A 23901-nucleotide genomic window follows, 5' to 3' on the forward strand; every position below is an offset into this window, starting at 1 on the left:
CGGCCATCCGCACCCCGGCCGCGCGCCATTTGTCGACGATCGCGCGGTGCCAGTCCACGGTGAACCATTCGGTGACCGCGGCGGCGATCGTCGGGCCGACGCCCTCGACCGCGGCCAGCTGCTCGGTGGACGCGTCCTCGATCGCCTGCAGGTCGCCGAATTCCGTGGCCAGGGCACGGGCGGCGGTCGGGCCGACGTGCCGGACCGACAGCGCCACCAGCACCCGCCACAGCGGCTTCGCTTTGGCCACACCGAGATTGGCCAGCAGCCGCGCGCCGTTGGCCGACAACCCGCCGGCCTTCGTGCGGAACAGCTCGGTGCGCAGCAGGTCGTCCTCGGTGAGGGAGAACAGGTCGCCCTCGTCGGCGATCACGCCCGCCTGCAGCAGCGCGATGGCGGCCTCGTAGCCCAGGCCTTCGATGTCGAGCGCGCCGCGACCGGCGACGTGAAACACCCGCTCCCGCAACTGAGCCGGACACGACCGCGCGTTGGGGCAGCGGATGTCGGCGTCGCCCTCCTTCGCGGGGGCGAGTGGGGTGCCGCATTCGGGACACGTTGTGGGCATGACGAATTCGCGCTCCGAGCCGTCGCGCAGGTCGACGATCGGGCCGAGCACCTCGGGAATCACGTCGCCGGCCTTGCGGATCACCACGGTGTCGCCGATCAACACGCCTTTGCGCTTGACCTCGGAGGCGTTGTGCAGGGTGGCCAGCCCCACCGTCGACCCGGCCACCTTGACCGGAGTCATGTACGCGAACGGTGTGACGCGCCCGGTCCGCCCGACGTTCACGCGGATGTCCAGGAGCTGGGTCTGCACCTCCTGGGGCGGGTACTTGTAGGCGATCGCCCAGCGCGGCGCCCGCGAGGTGGAGCCCAGCCTGCGCTGCAGCGCCACATCGTCGACTTTGACCACCACGCCGTCGATTTCGTGATCCACGTCGTGGCGGTGCTCGCCCCAGTAGGTGATGCGCTCGAGCGCGCCGGTCACGTTTTCGACGCGGGTGGTGTGCTCGGAGACGGGCAGGCCCCACGCGCCCAGCGCCAGGTAGGCGTCGTGCAGCGTGGCCGGCCGGAAGCCCTCGGCGTGCCCCACGCCGTGGCAGATCATCCGCAGCCTGCGGCGCGCGGTGACCGCGGGGTCCTTCTGACGAAGGGATCCCGCGGCGCTGTTGCGCGGGTTGGCGAAGGGCGCCTTGCCGTCCTCGACCAGCGCGGCGTTGAGCGCCTCGAAGTCCGCGAGCCGGAAGAACACCTCGCCGCGCACCTCCAGGACCTTCGGTACGGGGTAGCCCTTGGCGGCCGTCAGCCGTTCGGGGACGTCGTCGATGGTTCGGGCGTTCAGCGTGACGTCCTCGCCGGTGCGGCCGTCGCCCCGGGTCGCCGCCCGGACCAGCCGGCCGTCGCGGTACACCAGCGCCAGCGCGACGCCGTCGATCTTGAGCTCACACAGGTAGGGCACGTCGTCGCCGACCTCGGCGCGCACGCGCGCGGCCCATAGCTCGAATTCCTCGGCGCTGAAGACGTTGTCCAGGGACAACATTCGCTCCAGGTGCCCGGCCTCGGTGAAGTCGGTGGCGAAGCCGGCCCCGCCGACGAGCTGCGTCGGCGAATCGGGCGTGCGCAACTCGGGATGCTGCTCCTCGAGCGCCTCGAGGCGGCGCAGCAGCTTGTCGAAGTCCGCGTCGGAGATGATCGGCGCGTCGCGCACGTAGTAACGGAACTGGTGTTCGCGCACCTCGTCGGCCAGTTCCCGCCATTGCCGCCGGACGTCGGGCGCAACGGGGTCAGCCTCTGCTGAAGTCACCCTCGCAGATTATCGAAGGGCGCCGACGGGTCGGCTTGTGCGCCGAGATTGCCGTGGTGGTTGCGCTGAACCTCCGGGCACAGCCGTGGTGGCAATCTCGGCGACGAGTTCACTCGTCTTCCACGAATGCCCGCAACCGCTCGACCGCCGCATCCCAGCGCCGCGACAGCTGGTCGAGGTAGTCGCTGGCCCGGGCCAGCGGCTCGGTCCGCACGGTCCAGACCCGCTCGCGCCCGCGCCGGGCGCTGGTGACCAGTCCGGCGGACTCCAGCAGCGCCAGGTGCTTGCTGGCCGCCTGCCGGGTAACCGGAATGGCCTGGGTGACTTGCGATGTCGAGCACGGCCCGACGTCGCAGAGCCGCACGACGATGCGCAACCGGTTGGCGTCCCCCAGCGCGTCGAAGAGCGGCGCGCCGACGGCGCTCATACCCGCGTGCCCTCCAGGTACTTGCGCACCAGGTCGGTCTGCATGGCCCAGCCCTCGGAGTTGGCCTCGAACGAGGAGGCGCGACGCGCCGCGGGGATGGCGTCGAAACCGGACTCGGTGATCGTGAGCAGCACACCCTCGGGCGTCTCGGCGAGGGTGAACTCGACCAGCGTGGTCGGCTCGTCGTCGACGTCCGGATCGCCCGCGCACGGCTGCCAGCGGTAGGCGAACCGCCGCTGGGGCTCGATCGCGACGATCTGCCAGGTGCTCTTGACACCGGCGTGCGGCTCCTGTCGCTCGGCGACCTCCTCGTCGACGGTGGTCGGGGTGATGGTCGCGGCGACGGGCCGGCCGGCGACGAATGGCCCGTCGAAGCGCACACCGAACCACTGCCCGAACTGCTCGGCGTCCGTGATGGCCCGCCACACCCGGTCCAACGGCGCGCGCAGCGTCACACGCTTTTCAATTCGATCAGTACTCATATGCAACCTCCTGGTTGCCTTTCAGGCTGCCACAGCCAAGCCCCGAAGCGCAACCATTTAGTTGCGTATTGCGTCTGCTAGGTCAGACCGTCCGAACCGTTCTCGCCGAAGATGCCCGACGGTCCGCCGGCGCCGGCGGAGCCGGTGCCGCCGTTTCCGATGCCTGCGTTTCCACCGTTGCCGCCGTCGCCGATCCCCGCGGCCCCGCCGCCGTTGCCTATCAGGCCGGCGCCACCGCCCGCGCCGCCGGGCGCTCCGGGGTTGGTGCCGTTGCCACCGGCACCGCCGTTGCCGAACAAGATCCCGCCGGGGCCGCCGGCCTGCCCCACGCCGTTGATGGTTCCCCCGTTGGCGCCGTTGCCGATCAGCGGGCGCTTCAGCAGCGCCTCGGTGGGTGCGTTGATCACGCCCAGCACATCCTGCTGGAGCATCTGCAGCGGCGAAACGTTGGTGGCCTCGGCCGTCGCGTACGCAGCCGCACCGGAATTGAGGGCTTTGACGAACTGATCGTGAAACGCCGTCGCCTGGGCGCTGATCGACTGGAATGCCTGAGCGTGCTCGCCGAACACGGCCGCAATGCCCGCCGACACCTCATCGGCGGCCGCAGCCAAAACCGTCGTGGTGGGCGGCGCGGCGGCCGCGTTGGCCGCGCTGATCGTGGACCCGATGCCCGCCAGATCGGTCGCGGCTGTTGCCACTATCTCTGGCATTGCGATTACAAACGACATTCCGCACCTCCCGACAGTTCGGCTTTCGCGCCTGTTTGGTCACGGGGACATTCAGAAACGACAGCAGCGTATCGCGGACTCCGTAGCAAATTCCATACTTCAAGAGAAAATTCTTGCTCTGTGGTCATTCGGAGGGGCCTTGACGCCCTGGAACTATGTCGAAAGCGCGCAGCGCACGCCCGTTTACACCGTGAGCGTCTATAACCGGTCGACCGTTTTCCCACCGCTGTGGATCGGGCTACAACTCGAAGCGCAGACCTCGACAACTATTTGTGATCGGGTGGTGGCAGGAGGGCTATCACAGGCAATACAGCCCTAAAACAAACCTTTTCCTGTGATGCCGCGCTATTACAGACGGCGCGTCAACGATTCGGTTCTGTTGGGCGGCCTTCCGTGATCAAGAACGTTTTCCTGCCGCGGTCATCACAGTCTACGCAGCGCAAACCAGCAGTTCGGCGCGCTGAAATAAGCAATCGTCATCCGAGTGGAGCCCTGCGCGGAGCGGTATTAATGCGGCATATCGCCGCTGGCGCTTCATGTGAAAGTTCGCATTACTTACGTGTCTTGCGAACGAGCAAGTCGATCGGCACTAAGGCTGAACTCCCGACGCGCGGAAGTGATATAGGGTGTCGCCCGGTTACGGCTTAGGAATTGAATTCGATTGCGCACGCTCCCATCGCTAGGCAGATTCGCATCGTACGTCCGCTTCGGCCGATCGATCAAGGCATCCGCGGCGTTTTCGTTGGTCGACCTAGCCTTGCGCCGCTTCGGTGTTCCCACAAATAGTGCCCGTGCGGAACTTCATACAGCAAATGGATAGTTCGCGCTATGAGTATTCGCTGAAACCGCCCGCCGCCCGACCGGACGGCTCACCAGCCGGCTTTCGGCCCCGTTTGGCTGTCGCCGACGCTAGCTCGCGTCGTGCGGATGGGACTCGGCGAGCGCCTCGAGGAAAGAGCGTGCCCACCGGTCCACGTCGTGGGCGAGCACCTGGCGGCGCAGCGCGCGCATCCGGCGCCGTCCCTCCTCGGGCGACTGGTTGAGCGCCGCCTCGATCACGTCCTTGACGCCGTCGGTGTCGTGCGGGTTGACCAGGTAGGCCTGCCGGAGTTCGGCTGCGGCACCGGTGAATTCGGACAGGACGAGGGCGCCGCCGAGATCGCTGCGGCAGGCGACGTACTCCTTGGCCACCAGGTTCATCCCGTCGCGCAGCGGGGTCACCAGCATGACGTCGCTGGCGACGAAGAACGCGATGAGCTCGTCGCGGGGGACCGGCCGATGCAGGTAATGCACCACCGGATGACCCACCTCGGCGTATTCGCCGTTGATGTGGCCGACCTCGCGCTCGATGTCGTTGCGCAGGATCTGGTAGCTCTCCACGCGTTCGCGGCTGGGCGTCGCGAGTTGAACCAGCACGGTGTCGTCGCGTTTCGCGCGGCCCTCGGCGAGCAGCTCCGAAAAGGCCTTCAGGCGAACGTCAATGCCCTTGGTGTAGTCGAGCCGGTCGACGCCGAGCAGGATCTTGCGCGGGTTGCCGAGCTCGGCGCGGATCTCCCGCGCGCGGCGACGCACGTCGCGGTCGCGGGCCGCGTGATCGAGCGCGGTGGAGTCGATCGAGATCGGAAACGCGCCCACCCGCACCGTGCGGGATGCCAGCTCCACCTCGCCGAATCGCGACCGAACGCCGACGGCGCCGCGGGAGGTGTTGACCCCGATCAGTTGCCGGGACAGGAAGAGAAAATTCTGCGCACCGCCGGGCAGGTGGAACCCGACCAGGTCGGCACCGAGCAGGCCCTCGACGATCTCAGTGCGCCACGGCAGCTGCATGAACAGCTCCACCGGCGGGAACGGGATGTGCAGGAAGAAACCGATGGTCAGGTCGGGCCGTAGCTCGCGCAGCATCTTGGGAACCAGCTGCAGTTGGTAGTCCTGCACCCACACGGTCGCCCCGCGGGCCGCGGCGCGCGAGGTGGCCTCGGCGAAGCGGCGGTTGACGTCCACGTAGCGGTCCCACCATTCGCGGTGGTAAATCGGTTTGACGATGACGTCGTGATACAGCGGCCACAGCGTGGCGTTGGAGAATCCCTCGTAGTATTCGGCGACGTCGTCGGCGGTCAGCCGCACGGGGTGCAGCTGCAGGTCGTCCTGGACGATCGGCTCGTAGTCGAACTCGTCGTCGTCATCGGCCACTCCGGGCCACCCGACCCACGCGCCGCGCCGGCGACGCAGCAGCGGCTCGAGGGCCGTGACCAAGCCCCCGGGGCTGCGTTTCCAGTTGGTGGTGCCGTCGGGAAGCCGCTCGAGGTCGACCGGCAGCCGATTGGCGACGACTACGAAATCGGAATTGCCGAAGTGCTGGCCTCCGCCGGGAGCCATTTAAGTGTCGTGTTTTGCCGGTCCGATACCGAGCATCGACAGGAAGACGCGGCACTCGTCGGCGTCGTTCGCGTACGCGGCGACCACCCGCCTGGCCTGGCTTGCGGTGCTGTCGGCCAAGGGCTCCACATCGCCGAGTTCGCCAGGATCAGATTTGGTAGGCATACGACAACTGTAGGCGACGTCGATGTTCGCCCGCAGGCGTCTCACCCCGGCGACCGGCGCACCCTTGCTGTCGATGCTGGTCAGAAGCGTCTCCTCGCGCCGCCACCAGTGCGTGGGGCGCCGCCGGATCCACCCAGCGATCAGCGTCTTCGGCGGTGGCCGTAATGTGCACAGAGGCGGCCCGGCATTTACGGATCGACCCAAACTTGTAACGAGCCCGACGACAAGGTAGGTGGGCGGAATGACACTCTCCGACCAGGCCGGCACCCAAGCGACCGACGCCGATCAGCTAGTGGCCTATGAAACCCTCGACGACGGCCGCATCGCCCGGATCTGGCTCAACCGGCCCGACGCCGCCAACGCGCAGAGCCGCGGCCTGCTGGTCCAGCTCGACGAGGCGTTCCTGCGTGCCGAGGCCGACGACACCGTTCGCGTGGTGATCCTGGCGGCGCGCGGCAAGAACTTCTCCGCCGGCCACGACCTCGGCTCGGAGTTGGCGATCGCCGAGCGCAGCCAGCTGCCGAGCTTCCGCATCAACGGCGGCACCCGCGATCCGATCGCGGAGAAGATCTACCTGCAGGAGTGGCACTACTTCTTCCAGAACACCTGCCGCTGGCGCGATTTGCGCAAGATCACCATCGCCCAGGTGCAGGGCAACGCGATCTCGGCCGGCCTGATGCTGATCTGGGCCTGCGACCTGATCGTGGCGGCCGACAACGCGAAGTTCAGCGACGTCGTCGCCGTGCGTTTGGGGATGCCGGGCGTCGAATACTACGCCCACCCTTGGGAATTCGGGCCGCGCAAGGCCAAGGAGCTGCTGTTGACCGGCGATGCGCTGGACGCCGACGAGGCCTACCGGTTGGGCATGGTGTCGAAGGTGTTCCCGGTCGACGAGCTGGCGGACAAGACGCTGGAATTCGCCCGGCGCATCGCCGATCGGCCCACGATGGCGGCGCTGCTCGTCAAGGACTCGGTGAACGCGGCCTCCGACGCGATGGGATTCACCGAGGCGCTGCGGCACGCGTTCCACATTCACGAGCTTGGCCACGCGCACTGGGCCGCCCACAACGAGAACAGGTACGCGGTCGGCCTGCCACCCGACGTCGAGGATTGGCGCGACGCCAAGCCCACGCAGGTCGCCCGCCGCGATACGCCCTAGCGTGACCCGTGTGGCGGCTGTGACCGCTCGCCTATGCTAGAACCCGTTTCAGTTTCGGCGTGAAGGGGCGCGGCGTGCAGCTTTCTTTCGTAAACCGGACCTACCTGGTCACCGGTGGTGGCAGCGGCATCGGCAAGGGGGTCGCGGCCGGGCTGGTCGCGGCCGGCGCGTCGGTCATGATCGTCGGCCGCAACGCCGACCGGTTGGCGGCCGCGGTCCAAGAAATCGAAGTGCTCAAGGCGAGCGGCGCGATCCGCTACGAGCCGGCCGACATCACCAACGAGGAGGAGGCCGCCCACGCGGTCGACGCGGCCACGGCCTGGCACGGCCGGCTGCACGGGGTGGTGCATTGCGCGGGCGGGTCGGAGACCATCGGCCCGATCACTCAGATCGACTCGGAGGCATGGCGGCGCACGGTCGACCTCAACGTGAACGGCACCATGTACGTGCTCAAGCACGCCGCGCGCGAATTGGTGCGCGGCGGCGGCGGTTCGTTCGTCGGGATCTCGTCGATCGCGGCCAGCAACACCCATCGCTGGTTCGGCGCCTACGGTGTCACCAAGTCGGCCGTCGACCACATGATGCAGCTGGCCGCCGACGAGCTCGGCCCGTCGTGGGTGCGGGTCAACAGCGTCCGCCCCGGCCTGATCCGCACGGATCTCGTTGGGCCCATTACGGAATCACCGGAGCTGAGTGCGGACTACCGGCAATGCACGCCACTGCCACGGGTGGGCGAGGTCGAGGACGTGGCCAACCTGGCGATGTTCTTGCTCAGCGATGCCGCCAGCTGGATCACCGGGCAGTGCATCAACGTCGACGGCGGCCACATCCTGCGGCGCGGCCCCGACTTCTCGGCGATGCTGGAACCCGCGTTCGGCGCCGAGGGCCTGCGCGGGGTGGTCTGAGCGATGAGGCGACTCGAGGGCAAGAGGATCCTGGTGACCGGCGCCGCGTCCGGCATCGGCCAGGCCACCGCGCTGCGATTGCTCGAGGAGGGGGCTTCGGTGGTGGCCTCCGATGTCGCCGAGGACGGCCTGGCCGCCACCCGGGCCCGCGCGGACGACGCCGGAATCGCCGACCGCCTCACCACCATGCCGTTGGACGTCGGCGACGAGGGCTCGGTGATCGACGGCGTCCGCCGCGCGGTGCAGACGCTCGGCGGCCTCGATTCGCTCGTCAACGCGGCCGGCATCCTGCGCGCCGCGCACACGCACGAGACCAGCCTCGAACTGTGGAACCGGATCGTCGGCATCAACCTGACCGGAACCTTTCTGGTGGTCCGCGAGGCGCTTCCGGCGCTGCTGGGCAATTCGCGCAGCGCGATCGTGAACTTCAGCTCCACGTCGGCCTCGTTCGCCCATCCCTATATGGCCGCCTACGCGGCGAGCAAGGGCGGCATCCAGGCGTTCACCCATTCCCTCGCACTGGAATACGCCAAGGAAGGCCTGCGGGCGGCCTGTGTGGCGCCGGGCAGCATCAAGTCCGGAATCACCGACGCGACGGGCGGATACATTCCCCAAGACGCCGACTGGTCGCTGTTCCCGCGGCTCATGCCGATCCTCCCGACGACCGTCGAGTCCAGTGGTGCCGGCATGGCCGAGCCCAGCGCGATCGCCGGCGTGATCGCCATGCTGGTGTCAGACGACGGCGCCTGGATCACCGGCACCGAAATCCGCATCGACGGCGGAACCCACGCGTAGCCCGTCGGCTAGTTGACGCACGGCACGCCGCCGCCGTCGATCGGTTTTCCTTGATCGGGCGTCGGATAGGTGGTGGTGGTTCCGTTGTAGTAGTACGTGTTCGACTTGCTGGTCGTCGTCGTGGTCGTGGTGTCGTCCATGGTGGTCTCGTCCTGCGCGGGCATCGAGAAGTTGGTATCCACGGTCACCCTGATGTGTCCGGGCTGGAGGTCGGCGCTCGGCTGCTTGGGCGCGTCGAGCCCGAGCAGGGTGGCCACGTTGTGCGCGTCGGTCTCCGCGCCGGCGCCGTACTCGATGGTGGTCGCGGTCGGCTCACCCGAATTGCGGTCGCGCACTTGGCCGGCGGTGTACCCGCGCTTTTTCAGCGCGCGCGATACCTCGGTGGCCATTCCGCTCATGCTGCCCGCATTGATCACGTCGACGACGGTGGACGGGCTGGGTTTGGCGGCGGTGGTGGCGGGCGTGGTCGTCGGCGGCGGCGCCCCGATCGCCTCGGCCACCTCGGCCTTGATCGCCGCAGGATCGATGATGTTGACGTCCTGCCCGTCGATGTTGTCGTACCGCACCACGGGCAGCGTCCGGAATTCGAGGTTGCCACTGGACGCCAGCGAGCCCAGCCGCTGGATCAGGTCTTCGTCCCAACCGGCCGACAGCACAACGTCTTTGCGCGCCACCGCCATCAGGCTCTTGAGCTTGTCAAGGTTGGTGAAGGTGCCCGACGCCTGCAGTTCCTGCATGACCGACGAGATGAACGCCTGCTGGCGGTGCGTGCGGTCCAGGTCCCCGTTTTCCAGGCCATGGCGCTGCCGGACGAACGACAGCGCCTGGGACGCGTCCAGCCGCTGCCGCCCGGCCGGGAAGTCCGCGCCCGAATACGAGTCCTCGACAGCGTGATTCAGGCATACCTCCACGCCACCCAGGGTCTGGGCCAAGTCGTAGAAGCCGGCCAGATTGACCTCGGCAAAGTAGTCGATCGGAACCCCGGTCAGGCTGCGCACCGCGCGCAGCGTCGCCGTCCGGCCCGCTTCGCGGCCTCGAGTCTCGAGTTCCTTCTGGGTGATGTTGCCCTGGTTGGCGAGCTTGTTCGCGACATACTGCTTCGTAAGCCCGTATGCCTCTTTGATTTTGATGTGGTTGTACCCGGGGACGCCGTTGAACGGCACCCAGTCGTCGCGGGGGATGGAAAAGGCGACGGCCTTATTGTCCGCCCCGACGTGGATGAGTATCAGGGTGTTGGTGTTGTAGCCGCCGTCATCGGAATCGCCTGCGTGCAAATGCTTTAGGATCGACCAGGGCAGGTCGTTGCCGTCCTGGTCTTTGCGCGAGTCCAGCCCGATGAGCAAGATGTTCATGTTGTCGCCGCTGGATCGCGGGTCCTCGGGCGAGAGCGCGTCCGAGACGGTGATGCCGCCCAGCGCGCCGTGCGCGACGTAGTATCCCGCGCCGGTCATGAGCACCGCGCCCACCGACACCAGGGCCATCAAGCTACGCGTCAGCCCCTTGCGAAAGCGCGAGGGTTGCCCAACGGCCCGATGGCGACGATGCGCGCCGCCGGACTGTGCCATCAAAAACCTCGTGCTGTTACCAGCGCACCACCCGCCACCGCAATAGTGGTTTGCGGTGATGTCGCTTGCAGCATGCCGTCAAGTATGCGGTAGCTTGCTGTGAACCCTCCAATCAAGCGGGCCGATGTAAGCAGGCTCACGCGCCGGGAATACCCGGATTTCATGCCGTGAATCGGGCCTTCACCAGCGCTTTTAGCGGCCGGCGCCGGGCGCGTCCACCGCAATCGTCCCGAGATCGAGCCCGACTTGTTATGCCTCCGGCATCAAATGTTGGCCGCCCAAGTCCATTCAGCAATACGGGTATTCGATATGCCATCTACCGTTCACATAGTCGGCGCGGTATTGGCCGCCGAGTTGCGGATTGGCATCCCGGATGACGCCGGAGCCGCCGACGTTCGGCGCGAAGCCGGGCGGATCCCAGGTGATGGATTGCGGATTGGGCGGCAGGCTCGGCGTGCAATTGATTTGTTTCTGGATGTAGCCATCTTTGATCTTCTGCTCGGCCGTGGCTTGGTCACCGGCGTCGGGGGCGGGATCGGCGGGGCAGAAAACGCTTGTGCCGCACATGCTTTGGCGCGCGCCGACGAGCGTCACGCCGCCGGCGGGCGCGCTCGACACGAGCAGTGCCGTCACGAATAGCCCCACTGCCGCAGCGCCGGCACGCCGCCACATGCGGCCCACTAGCCCGCCCTGACCAAATCTTCGCCCGATGTGTAGTAGAGGCGAATATTCGAGCCCGCGATGATTTCGGCGAGGTATACGCCGACCGGTTCCACCTCGTAGTAGTAGTGGACATTGCCCCGCGGATCGACCGCCGTCGCGCAAAATAGGCCCGGCGCACCGCACCTTTGCTTGACCGGTATCGCGAGGACGGCGATCACCAGCGCGACCAGCAGCCCGACCGCGAGCGGGACTCTGTTGGCTGCGTGCCTGGTCGGCACAGGATGCATCAAAGGAGTGTAAGCGTCCTCCGGGCGGCGGGCCCTCCCGCCGGACCGTCGTGTCTGCCACGATGTTCGCCATGACCGTGGTTCTGGTGCATGGCAATCCCGAGACCGCCGCAATCTGGGGGCCGTTGGTAGCGGCCCTTGGGCGCCAGGATGTGGTGCTGCTGTCGCCACCGGGGTTCGGGGCGCCGTTGCCCGACGATTTCCCGGCCACCTACCTCGCCTACCGGGATTGGCTCGAAGCCGAGCTGGAGCGCATCGAGACACCGATCGACCTCGTCGGGCACGACTGGGGCGGCGGCCACGTGGTGAACGCCGTGATGCACCGACCGGAACTCGTGCGCAGCTGGGCCAGCGACGTCGTCGGGCTGTTCGACCCCGACTACGTCTGGCACGACTTCGCGCAGACCTGGCAGACGCCCGGTGAGGGCGAAGAGCTGGTCGACACACTTCTGGGCGGCACGGTCGAGGACCGCGCGGGACGGATGGCCGCCCTGGGCATCCCGATGGATGTCGCGACCTTGATGGCGCCGGAGCAGGGACCGGAGATGGGCCGGGCCATCCTGGCGCTGTACCGCTCGGCGCGCCAGCCTGCGATGGCCGAGGCCGGCCGGGACCTGGAGCGGGCCGCGGCCCGGCCGGGGCTTTCGTTGCTGGCCACCGATGACCCCTTCATCGGCGTCGCCGACAACCGGCGCCGCGCCGGTGACCGGGCGGGCGCCCGTACCGAGGTGCTCGACGGGCTCGGGCACTGGTGGATGGTGCAGGATCCGGCGCGCGGCGCGGCGGCCCTGACCGGGTTCTGGGAAACGCTCGGCTGAACCACTTTCGGGGGGCGTCAACTGTGAGCAAAGGGCTTTCGGTGCGAGTTGAGGGCGGGTTTTCCGGGGCGATTTTCAGGCCTCACTGCACACCAAAGCCTCAATACACGCTCAACGCGGGAGCCACCTAGCGGGCCAGATCGTTTTGGTATGCGTGCCCGGCGGGTACGCACTGACGATGATCGACACGGAGCCCGGTACCCCGGGAGAGACGCCCGAGCGGCTGACGCCGGCGGAACCACCCGAACGGCTCACCCCGGCGGACCCGCCGGAGCGCCTGACGCCGTCGGACCCGCCCGAGCGCCCGACGTCGGTATGACAGACCCGAGCACGGATGGAGATGAGGCATGCGCGCCGAAGAGGGCGACGAAACGGTGAAGGACTACGCCATCGAGGGTGAGCAAACCCTCGGCCGGATCAAGGACTCGCAACGCGCGGGGAGCCCCCTCGGGAGGCTTTTCCTGCGAATAACCAAGTTCGTCGGGCTCAACAGGGCGTCCGGCGCCGGCAGACGCGCTCGCTGACCCGGCAATTGCACGGGGACGGAAACACCCGGAGATTCCGAGAGGGTCTTACTATCTCCTGGTGACTACCGCGCCCGAAACCTTCTCGACCCAGGGCCCCGGCGGTGTCCGCATCGTCGCCGACCGCCTGGGCGATCCCCAGGCGCGTGCCGTGGTGTTCCTGCACGGCGGCGGGCAGACCCGTCGTTCCTGGGCCAAGGCGGCCGCGGCCGTCGCCCAGCGCGGCTTTCAGGCCGTCACGATCGACCTGCGCGGCCACGGTGAATCCGACTGGTCGAGCGAGGGCGACTACCGGGTGGTCAGCTTCGCCGCCGACGTCCAAGAGGTGTTGCGCACCTTGCCGCCGCGGCCGGTGCTGGTGGGCGCGTCGCTGGGTGGGTTCACCACGATGCTGCTGGAGGGGGAACTCGCGCCGGGCACCGCCAGCGCCGTCGTTCTCGTCGACATCGTGCCGAACATGGAGCAATCCGGCGCGACCCGCATCCACAACTTCATGGCCGACCGGGTGGAGTCGGGGTTCGCCTCGCTCGACGAGGTCGCGGACGCGATCGCCGAATACAACCCGCACCGCCCCAGGCCCACCGATCTCGACGGCCTGACCACCAACCTGCGCCGGCGCGGCGATCGCTGGTATTGGCATTGGGATCCCCAATTCATCAGCGGCACGGCGCCGTTCCCGCCGTTCGAGGTCACCGACGCCGACCGCATGCACACGGCCGTCGAGGCGATCCTGCGCAACGGCGTGCCGATGCTGCTGGTGCGGGGTCAGGTGAGCGACCTGGTCAGCCAGGAGCGCGCCGACGAGTTCCTCGCGCGCTTCCCGCAGGTGGAGTTCACCGATGTGCGCGGTGCCGGGCACATGGTCGCCGGCGACCGCAATGATATCTTCGCCGAGGCCGTCCTGGATTTCCTCACCCGCCACGTGGGTGCCTGATTATCCCGATTCCCTACTGTCCGAGCAGCTTTCGCTTTTGAGACTCGTACTCGGCGGCGCTGAGGACGCCGCGATCGCGCAGATCCATGAGTTCGGTGAGCCGGTCCACGGGACTACGGGCCTGCTCTGCCAACCATTGCTCGCGCATCGCGAAAGTGGCTTGCTGCGCGGCGTTTTGGGCCTCGGCGGACCGGTCCAGGACGACCTTGCGGTGATCCGAGGGATCGTAGAGCACCGGCACGACCGTATTCAGCCAGGGCCGCTCCCGCTCCCATAGCCAGGCCTCGATTTCGGCGTCGAACCCGGGTGCCCCTTCGGGCTGCACCCTGACCGTCATCGTCCAAAGATCCGGAGTCGCTTGGGTGGGCGGGGTCTGGTAGAACGGATCGTTGCTCTTGTAGAGGCCGGACATTGCCCGTCGCGTGGACAGCACGGTGGCCATCGCCACCTTTCCGCGCTGGCGTAGCTTGCGCTCCAGCCGCCGGCTGCCGATACCGAACACACGTCCTCCTCCGAACCGGGTAAGCCTACGGCAGGCACCCGGCGTGACACAGTTGCTGCTGTTAACATGCTGCCCTACACGAGAAGAGAGGCGGCGTGGCCGTGCGTTGGTTGCGGGGGTTGGGGCTGGTCGGTGCCGTCGTCATTGCCGCGACGGCATTGGCGAACCCGGTGTGGGCAAATCCGGGCGTGGAGCCGGGCATCAAGGTCGAGGACGAAAACAGCACGTGCACAGCGGGTTTCGCTGCCCAGGGCAACGACGGCAGCTATTACCTGATGACCAGCGGGCACTGCGACGCGCACGACGGCTCGGCGTGGACCTACGGGGATAACGTGCCGCTGGGCCGGATCACGGCCAGCGAGCACGAAACCGACACCAGGGACGCCGCGATCATCCGGCTGGATCCGAGTGTTGGCGCGCCCATGGGCCACGTCGGCGGCAGGTATGTTGTCCGGGACGTGTTGAGCGCCAACCAGATTCAGGTCGGCATGCCGTTCTGCAAGATCGGGGCGGTCACCGGCGAGACGTGTGGTGCCGTCAAAGGCATCGAGGGCGACGTCGTCGAAGCCAGCGTGTACAGTCTCAACGGCGACAGCGGCAGTCCCGGCTTCGTGAAGAACCCGGACGGCACCGTCAGCGCCGTCGGCCTCTTGATGTCGTCACCCGACGGCGACGATTACACGACCTACTTCGCGCTCGTGAATCCGCTGCTCGGCAGGTGGGGCTTGCGCGTACTGCCCTAAGGCCGCCGCCTGAGAATCGACGTTTGCAAATGGTTAGGAACGGGTACAGGCGCAGCGGCGCTCAGCGGCGTCCGTCTCTAGGAGCCTGTAAACGAAAAGGTAGCGAACCAGCGACACCAAGGAGATCAGTAGTGAAGCGTGGGATCGTGGTCGGGGTAGCGGGCGTGGCCGTGGCGGTCGCGGCGTGCGCCGGCTGTTCGAGCAATAAGTCCAGCACGGGAGCGTCATCGAGTTCCGCGCCGCCGGCGGCCGGCCCTCAGGTCATCGTCGACGGTCAGAACCAGAACGTCAGCGGCCAGGTGACCTGCAACTCGGCCAACGGCGTCACCACCATCGGCATCGGCGATCCGACGGCGGGGGTCGGTGCGGTGGTCAGCAACGACAATCCGCCGATCGTGCACTCGGTCGGGCTGGGCAGCGTCAACGGCGTCGCGCTCGGTTTTTCCGACGCCGCCCCCAACCAGGCCAGCAACGCAGGGGCCGCGGTCAACGGCAAGTCCTACGCGATCAAGGGCACCGCGACCGGCACCGACATGAGCAATCCGCAGCAGCCGCAGCAGGTGACCAAGCCATTCGAACTGGACGTGACCTGCCCGTAGCGCAGGCGCTCGATACCCAAAAGGGGACGCACCTTATGTCTATGAAACGTATCGTCAGCGCGGCGGCGGTCGCGGCGGGGCTCAGCATCTCCGCCCTGAACCCGGGGTTCGCCAGCTCCGCGCCGCTGGACCCGCCACCGTGCCCGAACTGCCACGGCGGCGGCGGTGGCGGTGGAGGCGGCGGGGCGACGCAGGCCCCGCAGAACCCGCCGCAGACGCACGCGCCGAGCACCCAGGCCACCCAGCCGCCGGCCACCCAGAGCACGCAGCCGCCGGCGACCCAGAGCACGCAGCCGCCCGCCACCCGAACCAGTGAGCCGCCGGCCACCCAAACCAGCGAGCCGCCGGCCACCCAAACCAGCGAGCCGCCGGCCACCCAAAGCACACAGCCGTCATCGGCGAGAAGCAGCGAGCCGCCGAGCTCACAGACCACCCAGCCGGGTGGACAGACGACGTCGCCGAGCGCGCAAACCACCGCACCGGCCAGCGGGCAGACCACTACGCCGTCCGCCCAGCAGGCGCGCCCGGCGCTCAATCCGCCGAGCACCCAGCCTCCCCACCCGGCCTACGTTCCGCGCCGCGACCTGGTGACCGCGAGCGCGGAAATCGGCGGCCCCGCCGGTGATGTCCAATTCAGCGTCGTGGGCCGCGGCGCGCCACCTCCGCCGCCGGCGCGCGGGTGGGGCTGGAACGACGGCCCGGCCCCGCACCATGCCCCGCCCGGCTGGTACGGCCCGCCGCCTCCGGGCGGATGGGACGGCCCGCCGCCTCCCGGCGGGTGGAACCGGCCCTGGGCCGGCCCGCCGCGCGATGTGGTGTACGCCCGGTCCGACTTCGGCCCGTTCGAGTACAACACCTTCACCGTCTTCCCAGTCTTCAACTGGTATTACGGCGGTTGGGGCTACTGGTTCTTCGGCGTTTGGGTCCCGCTGTACTGACGCCCTCGCTGCCGCAGGGACAGATGAGAAGCCGCCCCGGCGCGGGCCGGGGCGGCTTTTCAGCTGCTGACCTTTGCACGCGACTCGTGTAGGCGTAGAAGCATGGACGCGACGGAAACACGGTTCGTCAGGCTCGCTCGCGACGGCCGCTCGGTCACCATCGAGCTGATCAACTCCAAAACGCTGAACATCGTGGGCAGCGGCGCCATCGAGGAACTGACACGGGCGTTCGGCACCGTCAGCCAGGACCGCGACGCGCGGGTCGTCGTATTGCGCGGAGCCGGTGAGAAGGCGTTCATCGGGGGCGCCGACATCAACGAGATGGTCACCCTCGACCGGTCCAGCGCGGAAGTGTTCATCCGGCGACTCGCGGGGCTGTGCGAGGCGATCCGCGACTGCCCCGTCCCCGTCATCGCCCGGCTCGCGGGCTGGTGCCTCGGCGGCGGCCTGGAGGTCGCGGCGTCGTGCGATCTGCGGATCGCCGAATCGGGTGCCAAATTCGGGATGCCGGAGGTGGCGGTCGGCATCCCGTCGGTCATCCACGCGGCGTTGATCCCACGGCTGATCGGGGCCTCGCACGCGGCCTGGCTCCTGCTTACCGGTGAAACGATCGACGCCGACACGGCCGCCGACTGGGGCCTGGTGCACGAGGTCGTCGCGGCCGACGCCCTTGACGCCCGCATCGCCGAGCTCAGCGCCAGGCTCAGCGGGTTCGGCGTTCAGGCGGTCCGGCAACAAAAGCGCCTCCTCAACAGCTGGTTCGACACGAGCGTTCACGGGGCCATCGAGGACAGCATCGAGCAGTTCGGTCTGGCGTTCCTGACCGGCGAGCCGCAACAGCACATGCACGCGTTCCTCGCGCGCAAGCAACGCGAGCCCATTAGTGACTAACCCTTACCGCGAGAGTGCTGCTGGCGACGGGTCCACTCGGGAAATGCGTAGCTAGTTGCACTTTCGCGTGACGGTGTTTGGTCGAAACCGGCCACATTTCCCGCATCGCGCTCCATGATGGCTAGTACTCATCACCAAACCGGGGGGTTAGGCGAATGCCATCTGTGCTCGTTGTGCCGGAAATCTTGGAGACGGCCGCGGCCGATGCGGCGCGCATCGGTTCGGCCGTGACCGCCGGCAATCTGGCCGCGGCTATTCCGACGACGGAGGTCGCGGCGGCGGGAAACGACGAGGTGTCGGCGGCCATCGCGGCGCTGTTCGGCGCGCAAGCGCAGGAGTATCAGGCCGCGGCGGCGCGGGCGACGACGTACTACGAGCAGTTCGTGCGCACCTTGAGCGCGGCCGCGTCGTCGTATGCGGCCACCGAGGCGGCCAGCGCCGCCGGCCTTTCCGGTGAGCTGCAGACGTTCCTTAACGCTCCGATCAACACGATCGGCGGCATCTGGGCCAACAGCTCGCTCGGCAGCGCGATCGATCAGGCGCTGTTCGGCACCGGCGGCGGCCAGCAGTCGATCGTCATCGACTTCGTGCGGCATGGGCAGTCAGTTGGCAACGCGGCCAACCTGATCGACACGGCCGTGCCGGGGCTGCCCCTTACGCCGCTGGGCGTGCAACAGGCGACCGCCATCGGCACCGCGCTCGGGGGGCAAGGCAACTTCGCGGGGGTTTTCCAGTCGCAGCTGACCAGGGTGCAGCAGACCGCCTTCTACGCAGGCATGACCAACGCGGCGACGTTGCCCGCGCTCAACGAGATCAGCGCCGGCGTCTTCGACGGCGCACCGGACATCAGCCCCCAGGGCCTTATGTATCTGGTCGCCCCGCTGGCGTGGACGCTCGGTTTCCCCATCGTGCCGATGCTCGCCCCCGGCTCGGCCCACATCAACGGGGTCGTTTTCGACCAGGGCTTCACCAACGCGATGCAGACCATGTATGGCACCGCGATGACCAACCCCGTCGTGAACCCCGCGAACGGCCAGATCACCGACGTCGCGTTCTCGAGCGAGTTCGCGATCGAGGTCGGCACGCTGATGAACGTCAACAATCCGAATCCCTTGCTGATGCTCACCCACCCGCTGCCCAACACCGGCGTCGTCGTGGTGCAGGGCAGCCCGCAGGGCGGCTGGACGATGACCAGTTGGGACGGCATACCCGTTGGGCCCCCGACCTTGCCGACCAAGTTGTTCGTGGATATGCGCGACCTGATCACGGCGCCGCAATTCGCGGCCTGGAACAGTTTGGCTTCCTTTGGCACCGGCGATCCGGCCACGATCGTGAACGCGGTGCAAAACGGGGTCGACGAGGTCGCCGCGGCGGCGGTCCACTTTCCGGTCGCTGTGACGCGCGACTTGATCCACGCCGTCACCAACACCAGTGTCAGCGGGCTGACGGCCGAGCTGAGCGGCTTGCTCTAGTTTGGGCCGAGCGAGTACAGCGCCGGCAGGTTGACGACGACCGCCTCTTGGGTGGTGCGTGCGATGACGACCTCGGCTGGGGCGGTCGGGTCTGGATTTTCCTCCCGGTGCGGCACGTACGGCGGGACGAAGATGTAGTCGCCAGGTCCGGCGGCGATGCGCACCTCCCTGACGCCATCGTGGAACACGAACTCGGGGTTGCCTTTTCGAACGTAGATCGCGGTCTCGCAGTCGCCGTGGTGATGATTCCCCGAGATGGTTGCGGGTTCGACATGAGCCTCGCCCATCCAAAGCGTCTGCGCACCGACCGATTTACCGCAGATGGCGGCGAGCCGCCGCAATCCTTCGGTTTGTGCGGTGGCCGAATCGAGGTCGGCGGATTTGATGTGGTGCACACGGGCCCGCGCAGCCTCAAGTTCGATCGTCTCGAAGTCGGGATGGAATCCGTCGGCGGTGCTCATCGGGCATCCCTTCGTCGGGCGGCAAAGCATCACTTGCATATACTATTGACAAGATACTATACAATTAGTCACAACATATACGATCTGTGGTGATTCCGCCCGACACGGGCGGGGGATGAGATGGGGCTGACGATGGCGACTGGTTCGACGGAATTCAACGGCAGGATCGAGCTGGATATCCGCGATTCGGAGCCGGATTGGGGTCCGTACGCGGCGCCGACGGCGCCGGAGAACTCGCCGAACATCCTTTATCTGGTGTGGGATGACACCGGGATCGCGACGTGGGACTGCTTCGGCGGGCTGGTCGAGATGCCGGCGATGTCGCGTATCGCCGAGCGCGGGGTGCGGTTGTCGCAGTTTCACACCACTGCACTGTGTTCGCCGACGCGGGCGTCGCTGTTGACCGGGCGCAACGCGACCACGGTGGGGATGGCGACCATTGAGGAGTTCACCGACGGGTTTCCCAACTGCAACGGACGGATACCCGCGGACACCGCCTTGCTGTCCGAGGTGCTCGCCGAGCGGGGCTACAACACCTACTGCGTGGGCAAGTGGCACCTGACGCCGCTCGAAGAGGCGAATATGGCTGCCACGCGGCGGCATTGGCCGACCTCGCGCGGGTTCGAACGCTTCTACGGGTTCATGGGCGGGGAGACCGACCAGTGGCATCCGGATCTGGTGTACGACAACCACCCGGTCGAGCCGCCGGGCACCCCGGAGGACGGGTATCACCTGTCGAAGGACCTCGCGGACAAGACCATCGAGTTCATCCGCGATGCCAAGGTGATCGCGCCGGACAAGCCGTGGTTCAGCTACGTGTGCCCCGGCGCAGCGCACTCGCCGCACCATGTCTTCAAAGAATGGGCGGATAAGTACGCGGGCAAGTTCGACATGGGTTATGAGCGCTACCGCGAGATCGTGCTGGAAAACCAGAAGGCGATGGGGATCGTGCCGGCCGATACCGACTTGTCGCCAATGAACCCGTATCTCGACGTGCAGGGGCCCCACGGCGAATCCTGGCCGCTGCAGGACACGGTGCGGCCGTGGGACTCGCTCAATGACGAAGAGAAGAAGCTGTTTAGCCGGATGGCCGAGGTGTTCGCCGGGTTCATCAGTTATACCGACGCCCAGATCGGCCGGATCCTGGACTATTTGGAGGAGTCCGGGCAGCTGGACAACACGATCATCGTGGTGATTTCCGATAACGGGGCCAGCGGTGAGGGCGGGCCGAACGGGTCGGTGAACGAGGGCAAGTTCTTCAACGGCTATATCGACACGGTCGAGGAGAGCATGAAGCTCTTCGAGCACCTGGGTGGGCCGGAGACCTTCAACCACTATCCGATCGGGTGGGCGATGGCGTTCAACACGCCGTACAAGTTGTTCAAGCGCTACGCCTCGCACGAGGGCGGCATCGCCGATCCGGCGATCATTTCCTGGCCCGCCGGTATTGCCGCGCGCGGTGAGGTGCGCGACAACTACGTCAATGTCTGCGACATCACTCCGACCGTCTACGACCTGCTGGGTATGACCGCGCCGCAGACGGTCAAGGGTATTGCGCAGAAACCCCTGGACGGGGTGAGTTTCAAAGCGGCCCTGGCGGATCCGGGTGCGGACACCGGCAAGCGGACCCAGTTCTACATGATGCTTGGCACCCGCGGGATCTGGCATCAGGGTTGGTTCGCCAACGCCGTCCACGCCGCCTCGCCCTCCGGGTGGTCGCAGTTCGACGCCGATCGCTGGGAGTTGTTCCACATCGAGGCCGACCGCAGCCAGTGCCACGACCTGGCCGCCGAGCAACCCGAGAAGCTCGAAGAGCTCAAGGCGCTGTGGTTTTCCGAGGCGGCCAAGTACAACGGGCTACCCCTGGCCGACCTGAATGTCATCGAGACGGGCGACCAATGGCGGCCCTGCCTGGCAGGCGAGCGCTCCAGTTACGTCTACTATCCCGACTGCGCCGGCGTCGGCATAGGCGCGGCTCCCGAGCTCCGCGGGCGCTCGTTCGCCGTGCTGGCCGACGTGACGGTGGACACCACCGGCGCCGAGGGCGTGCTGTTCAAGCAGGGCGGCGCGCACGGCGGGCATGTGCTGTTCGTCCAGGACGGCAGGTTGCACTACGTCTACAACTTCCTCGGCGAGCGCCAACACTTAGTCTCGTCGTCGACGGCGGTGCCGCTGGGGCGGCACGTCTTTGGCGTTCGCTATACGCGGTCTAGCACCGTGCCGAACAGCCACACCCCGCTCGGTGAACTGACGCTGTTCGTCGACGACGAGGTGGTCGGCACGCTGACGGAGGTAAGCACTCATCCCGGGACGTTCGGACTGGCCGGGGCCGCCATCACGATCGGACGCAACGGCGGTTCGGCGGTGTCGAGTCGCTACAAGGCACCGTTCGCGTTCACCGGCGGCACCATCGCCGAGGTCACCCTCGACCTGTCGGGACGCCCGTACGAGGACGTGGAAAGGGAACTGGCGCTCGCCTTTTCGCGTGACTGAGGAAGGAAAGATGAAGACCACGATCCCGGGTCCGGTCGCCGGAACCCGGATGACCGGAGCGTATCTCGCCGAAATCGCGCGCTTCGCGTACTTCTGGGCGTGGCCGATGGTCAACATGCACAACCGGCTCATGAGCGCCGAGCGAATCCCCGGCCCGGGGTTGGCGGGCGGCTACCTGCCCGTCACCCCGCCGAATCGGCTGTGCATGCTGCGGGATTACATCGACCCCTTCGAGCGCGCGATCGCCTGCCCCAACCAGGATGTCGTCTACGGTCAGGGACTGCTGGACCTGAATAAGCAACCCGTCGTCATCCAGGTCCCCGACTTCGGCGACCGGTTCTGGGTCTACCAAGTCGTCGACCAACGCACCGACAGCTTCGCCGAACTCGGGGCCATGTATGCAAGCGCCCCGGGCTTTTACCTCTTCGCCCACGCGGATTGGGCCGGACAGATCCCCGACGGCATCACAGCGGTATTCCGATGCCCCACCCGCATCGGTGCGATGCTGCCCCGGCTGTTCATGGACGACACCGCCGCGGACCGCGCGGCGATCCAGCCGATCGTCAGTCGGATCAACGCCTACCCGCTGTCCGAATTCGACGGGCGGGTCAAGACGGTCGACTGGGCCAAAATTCCTCAATACCCGGGCGATGACCGCGACACCGGCGACGCCGAAGTCGGATGGGTCGACCCGGAGACGTTCTTCGCCCAGCTGCCGTCGGTTCTCGACGAGGTGCCGCCCCTACCGGGCGAGGAAAGCATCTACGGGCAGATACGTGCCATCCTGGCGGCCGCGCAGTCGGACGCTGGCATCGCGGCCACTCTGACAGCCGCCGCACGGCAGAGCGACAAGGAAATTGTCCGGCCGCTCTTTGAGTTCCGCAATTTCGGTCTGCCGCTTGCCCACAACTGGACGCACATCCAGAACGGCGCGCAGTTCGGGACCGATTACTTCACCCGCACGGCCGTCGCAAAGTCGAACATCTTCGTCAACCGGCGAAACGAGACCGCGTATTTCTACCAGGACCTCGACTCCGGTGGCGGGCGGCTCCACGGCTCGAACCGCTACGCGATCACGTTTCCCAAAGGCGGGCTACCGCCCGCGCGCGGATTTTGGTCCCTGACGGTCTACAACGAGCATCACTTCTTCCACGCCAACGACCTGGAACGGTACTCGCTCGGCACGAAAAGTAAGGAACTGCAATACAATAACGACGGTTCCTTAACGTTGCACGTCGGTGCGCAACCGCCCGGCCGAGACCTGATGGCGAACTGGTTGCCCGCGCCGAACGGGGACTTCTCGCTCTTCATGCGCGCGTACTGGCCGGAAACCGGCATTCTGGACGAAAGTTGGACGCCGCCACCCGTGGAAGGCCTGGGCGCGATGGATTGACGCGCCCGCTGCCAGGCCGCTTCGAAATCGTATATCATCGTGGTGAACGTACATCTTCGGTGAACAAGGCGATACGAGGAGTGGAACCGCCTATGCCTGGTGTATCCGGCGCCACCACAACCCGTCAGACGGGGGTAGACCTCGCGCGCGACACAGTGCGCGGCATGATCCTACGCGGTGAGGTCGACCCAGGGAGTCGCCTGACCCTCACCGAAGTTGCCGAACGGATCGGCACGAGCGTGACGCCGGTGCGCGAGGCGCTGCGAGACCTGGCGGCGATCGGCTTGATCGACATCGACGCGCACAAGGGTGCGCGGGTGCACACCCACACCGCCGCGGAGTTGAGTGAGATCTACGAGTTGCGACAGATCCTCGAAGCCCGCGGGATGGGCGAGGTGGCCGCGTTGCCGGAGGAAGACCGCGTCGTGGCCTGCACGCTGGCGGCCAAGCTGGCCACCCAGATGGAGAAAGAACCGGACGTCGCCGGATGGGCCACCCTGAACCGCGATTTTCACGCCCGCCTCGCCGAGCCGCTGCGCGGGCCCTGGCCCCTGCTATTCGACTTGGTGGAGTCGCTGCGGAACAGGTCCATGCTGCCGGTCGCGACGGCGCTGCGCTTTGATCCGGCGCTGATGCGCAAAGCAAACTGCGATCACCGCGACATGGTCGCCGCAATCCGCGACGGCGACGCCAAGCGGGCCGAGCGGGTCACCGCCGAGCACCTGGGCCGGACCATCGCGGTCTTGCTGAAGGCCTTCCCTCAAGCCGACTGATCGG

25 protein-coding genes and 1 pseudogene are annotated in these 23901 nt (G+C 67.1%); 15 read left to right on the plus strand and 11 right to left on the minus strand.

The window, feature by feature from the left end; all coding sequences use genetic code 11:
* The 6 genes and pseudogenes from ligA to A5655_RS27980 all read right to left on the minus strand — a co-directional run.
* Positions 1–1804, minus strand: a 1804-nt coding sequence (gene ligA, locus A5655_RS19245; protein WP_067012699.1) for an NAD-dependent DNA ligase LigA, incomplete at its 3' end; no start/stop codon positions are given.
* 109 nt (positions 1805–1913) lie between these two features.
* On the minus strand, positions 1914–2231 hold the full coding sequence (locus A5655_RS19250) for a helix-turn-helix transcriptional regulator (protein ID WP_067012701.1): 318 nt from the start codon (positions 2229–2231) through the stop codon (positions 1914–1916).
* Positions 2228–2713, minus strand: coding sequence for an SRPBCC family protein (locus A5655_RS19255; RefSeq protein WP_067012706.1), 486 nt, complete (start codon positions 2711–2713; stop codon positions 2228–2230). Before A5655_RS19255 ends, A5655_RS19250 begins: the two co-directional genes overlap by 4 nt.
* A gap of 86 nt (positions 2714–2799) precedes the next feature.
* Positions 2800–3441, minus strand: a pseudogene (locus A5655_RS29275) (PE family protein); the annotation flags it as partial.
* 909 nt (positions 3442–4350) lie between these two features.
* Complete coding sequence (locus A5655_RS19265) at positions 4351–5817, minus strand: trehalose-6-phosphate synthase (protein ID WP_067012710.1); 1467 nt, start codon at positions 5815–5817, stop codon at positions 4351–4353.
* Complete coding sequence (locus A5655_RS27980) at positions 5818–5982, minus strand: hypothetical protein (protein ID WP_142281923.1); 165 nt, start codon at positions 5980–5982, stop codon at positions 5818–5820.
* 241 nt (positions 5983–6223) lie between these two features.
* Between A5655_RS27980 and A5655_RS19270 the strand changes: the two genes are divergently transcribed.
* The 3 genes from A5655_RS19270 (at position 6224) to A5655_RS19280 (ending at position 8841) form a co-directional block, all read left to right on the plus strand.
* Positions 6224–7141: an enoyl-CoA hydratase gene (locus tag A5655_RS19270; protein WP_067012758.1), complete on the plus strand. Its 918-nt coding sequence runs from the start codon at positions 6224–6226 to the stop codon at positions 7139–7141.
* A 74-nt stretch (positions 7142–7215) separates the two neighbouring features.
* Positions 7216–8046, plus strand: coding sequence for an SDR family oxidoreductase (locus tag A5655_RS19275; RefSeq protein ID WP_067012756.1), 831 nt, complete (start codon positions 7216–7218; stop codon positions 8044–8046).
* Positions 8047–8049: 3 nt separating this feature from the next.
* Positions 8050–8841, plus strand: coding sequence for an SDR family NAD(P)-dependent oxidoreductase (locus A5655_RS19280; protein WP_067012712.1), 792 nt, complete (start codon positions 8050–8052; stop codon positions 8839–8841).
* An 8-nt stretch (positions 8842–8849) separates the two neighbouring features.
* Here A5655_RS19280 and A5655_RS19285 read toward each other — a convergent pair whose 3' ends face one another.
* The 3 genes from A5655_RS19285 to A5655_RS19295 form a co-directional block, all read right to left on the minus strand.
* Positions 8850–10406, minus strand: a complete 1557-nt coding sequence (locus tag A5655_RS19285; protein WP_082978744.1) for an LCP family protein — start codon at positions 10404–10406, stop codon at positions 8850–8852.
* Positions 10407–10694: 288 nt separating this feature from the next.
* On the minus strand, positions 10695–11039 hold the full coding sequence (locus A5655_RS19290) for an integrase (RefSeq protein ID WP_231999205.1): 345 nt from the start codon (positions 11037–11039) through the stop codon (positions 10695–10697).
* Positions 11040–11086: 47 nt separating this feature from the next.
* Positions 11087–11356: a hypothetical protein gene (locus A5655_RS19295; RefSeq protein WP_067012715.1), complete on the minus strand. Its 270-nt coding sequence runs from the start codon at positions 11354–11356 to the stop codon at positions 11087–11089.
* 71 nt (positions 11357–11427) lie between these two features.
* Between A5655_RS19295 and A5655_RS19300 the strand changes: the two genes are divergently transcribed.
* From A5655_RS19300 to A5655_RS19305, 4 genes are all read left to right on the plus strand, one after another.
* Positions 11428–12174 carry an alpha/beta fold hydrolase gene (locus A5655_RS19300; protein ID WP_067012762.1) on the plus strand — a complete coding sequence of 249 codons (747 nt, stop codon included), beginning with the start codon at positions 11428–11430 and terminating at the stop codon, positions 12172–12174.
* A 178-nt stretch (positions 12175–12352) separates the two neighbouring features.
* Positions 12353–12493, plus strand: a complete 141-nt coding sequence (locus A5655_RS28350) for a hypothetical protein (protein ID WP_197508743.1) — start codon at positions 12353–12355, stop codon at positions 12491–12493.
* A 28-nt stretch (positions 12494–12521) separates the two neighbouring features.
* Positions 12522–12698, plus strand: a complete 177-nt coding sequence (locus A5655_RS27985) for a hypothetical protein (protein ID WP_156764940.1) — start codon at positions 12522–12524, stop codon at positions 12696–12698.
* A gap of 61 nt (positions 12699–12759) precedes the next feature.
* On the plus strand, positions 12760–13632 hold the full coding sequence (locus A5655_RS19305; protein ID WP_197508744.1) for an alpha/beta fold hydrolase: 873 nt from the start codon (positions 12760–12762) through the stop codon (positions 13630–13632).
* A gap of 13 nt (positions 13633–13645) precedes the next feature.
* Here the strand turns inward: A5655_RS19305 and A5655_RS19310 are convergent, their stop codons facing one another.
* Positions 13646–14134, minus strand: coding sequence for an SHOCT domain-containing protein (locus tag A5655_RS19310; protein WP_067012718.1), 489 nt, complete (start codon positions 14132–14134; stop codon positions 13646–13648).
* 95 nt (positions 14135–14229) lie between these two features.
* On the opposite strand from A5655_RS19310, the gene A5655_RS19315 reads away from it, so the two are divergent.
* The 5 genes from A5655_RS19315 to A5655_RS19335 all read left to right on the plus strand — a co-directional run bounded on the left by A5655_RS19315 (position 14230) and on the right by A5655_RS19335 (position 18777).
* Positions 14230–14877 carry a S1 family peptidase gene (locus A5655_RS19315; protein ID WP_067012720.1) on the plus strand — a complete coding sequence of 216 codons (648 nt, stop codon included), beginning with the start codon at positions 14230–14232 and terminating at the stop codon, positions 14875–14877.
* A 131-nt stretch (positions 14878–15008) separates the two neighbouring features.
* Positions 15009–15476, plus strand: coding sequence for a lipoprotein LpqH (locus A5655_RS19320; protein ID WP_067012721.1), 468 nt, complete (start codon positions 15009–15011; stop codon positions 15474–15476).
* 41 nt (positions 15477–15517) lie between these two features.
* Positions 15518–16414: an MAP_0585 family protein gene (locus tag A5655_RS28355; protein WP_067012722.1), complete on the plus strand. Its 897-nt coding sequence runs from the start codon at positions 15518–15520 to the stop codon at positions 16412–16414.
* A gap of 102 nt (positions 16415–16516) precedes the next feature.
* Positions 16517–17305 (plus strand): enoyl-CoA hydratase, encoded by a 789-nt coding sequence (locus tag A5655_RS19330; protein ID WP_067012723.1) that lies wholly within the window; start codon positions 16517–16519, stop codon positions 17303–17305.
* A gap of 155 nt (positions 17306–17460) precedes the next feature.
* Positions 17461–18777: a PE domain-containing protein gene (locus A5655_RS19335; RefSeq protein ID WP_067012724.1), complete on the plus strand. Its 1317-nt coding sequence runs from the start codon at positions 17461–17463 to the stop codon at positions 18775–18777.
* On the opposite strand, the gene A5655_RS19340 is transcribed toward A5655_RS19335, so the two are convergent.
* On the minus strand, positions 18774–19238 hold the full coding sequence (locus A5655_RS19340; RefSeq protein ID WP_067012726.1) for a cupin domain-containing protein: 465 nt from the start codon (positions 19236–19238) through the stop codon (positions 18774–18776). The genes A5655_RS19335 and A5655_RS19340 overlap by 4 nt on opposite strands.
* 132 nt (positions 19239–19370) lie before the next feature.
* On the opposite strand from A5655_RS19340, the gene A5655_RS19345 reads away from it, so the two are divergent.
* The 3 genes from A5655_RS19345 (at position 19371) to A5655_RS19355 (ending at position 23897) form a co-directional block, all read left to right on the plus strand.
* On the plus strand, positions 19371–21731 hold the full coding sequence (locus A5655_RS19345) for an arylsulfatase (protein WP_067012765.1): 2361 nt from the start codon (positions 19371–19373) through the stop codon (positions 21729–21731).
* Positions 21732–21741: 10 nt separating this feature from the next.
* Complete coding sequence (locus A5655_RS19350) at positions 21742–23124, plus strand: DUF1254 domain-containing protein (RefSeq protein ID WP_067012731.1); 1383 nt, start codon at positions 21742–21744, stop codon at positions 23122–23124.
* A 92-nt stretch (positions 23125–23216) separates the two neighbouring features.
* On the plus strand, positions 23217–23897 hold the full coding sequence (locus A5655_RS19355; protein WP_082978745.1) for a GntR family transcriptional regulator: 681 nt from the start codon (positions 23217–23219) through the stop codon (positions 23895–23897).
* Positions 23898–23901: the final 4 nt, after the last annotated feature.

The sequence above is a fragment of the Mycobacterium sp. 1081908.1 genome, assembly GCF_001673535.1.
Classification (GTDB): Bacteria; Actinomycetota; Actinomycetes; order Mycobacteriales; family Mycobacteriaceae; genus Mycobacterium.

Bases quoted from the DNA above. Each gene is read 5' to 3' on its own strand.
- A5655_RS19250 (WP_067012701.1), bottom strand. From the start codon at position 2,231: ATGAGCGCCGTCGGCGCGCCGCTCTTCGACGCGCTGGGGGACGCCAAC.
- A5655_RS19335 (WP_067012724.1), top strand. From the start codon at position 17,461: ATGCCATCTGTGCTCGTTGTGCCGGAAATCTTGGAGACGGCCGCGGCC.
- A5655_RS19255 (WP_067012706.1), bottom strand. From the start codon at position 2,713: ATGAGTACTGATCGAATTGAAAAGCGTGTGACGCTGCGCGCGCCGTTG.
- A5655_RS27980 (WP_142281923.1), bottom strand. From the start codon at position 5,982: ATGCCTACCAAATCTGATCCTGGCGAACTCGGCGATGTGGAGCCCTTG.
- A5655_RS27985 (WP_156764940.1), top strand. From the start codon at position 12,522: ATGCGCGCCGAAGAGGGCGACGAAACGGTGAAGGACTACGCCATCGAG.
- A5655_RS19280 (WP_067012712.1), top strand. From the start codon at position 8,050: ATGAGGCGACTCGAGGGCAAGAGGATCCTGGTGACCGGCGCCGCGTCC.
- A5655_RS19295 (WP_067012715.1), bottom strand. From the start codon at position 11,356: ATGCATCCTGTGCCGACCAGGCACGCAGCCAACAGAGTCCCGCTCGCG.
- A5655_RS19300 (WP_067012762.1), top strand. From the start codon at position 11,428: ATGACCGTGGTTCTGGTGCATGGCAATCCCGAGACCGCCGCAATCTGG.
- A5655_RS19350 (WP_067012731.1), top strand. From the start codon at position 21,742: ATGAAGACCACGATCCCGGGTCCGGTCGCCGGAACCCGGATGACCGGA.
- A5655_RS19270 (WP_067012758.1), top strand. From the start codon at position 6,224: ATGACACTCTCCGACCAGGCCGGCACCCAAGCGACCGACGCCGATCAG.
- A5655_RS28355 (WP_067012722.1), top strand. From the start codon at position 15,518: ATGAAACGTATCGTCAGCGCGGCGGCGGTCGCGGCGGGGCTCAGCATC.
- A5655_RS19330 (WP_067012723.1), top strand. From the start codon at position 16,517: ATGGACGCGACGGAAACACGGTTCGTCAGGCTCGCTCGCGACGGCCGC.
- A5655_RS28350 (WP_197508743.1), top strand. From the start codon at position 12,353: ATGATCGACACGGAGCCCGGTACCCCGGGAGAGACGCCCGAGCGGCTG.
- A5655_RS19345 (WP_067012765.1), top strand. From the start codon at position 19,371: ATGGCGACTGGTTCGACGGAATTCAACGGCAGGATCGAGCTGGATATC.
- A5655_RS19355 (WP_082978745.1), top strand. From the start codon at position 23,217: ATGCCTGGTGTATCCGGCGCCACCACAACCCGTCAGACGGGGGTAGAC.
- A5655_RS19340 (WP_067012726.1), bottom strand. From the start codon at position 19,238: ATGAGCACCGCCGACGGATTCCATCCCGACTTCGAGACGATCGAACTT.
- A5655_RS19285 (WP_082978744.1), bottom strand. From the start codon at position 10,406: ATGGCACAGTCCGGCGGCGCGCATCGTCGCCATCGGGCCGTTGGGCAA.
- A5655_RS19265 (WP_067012710.1), bottom strand. From the start codon at position 5,817: ATGGCTCCCGGCGGAGGCCAGCACTTCGGCAATTCCGATTTCGTAGTC.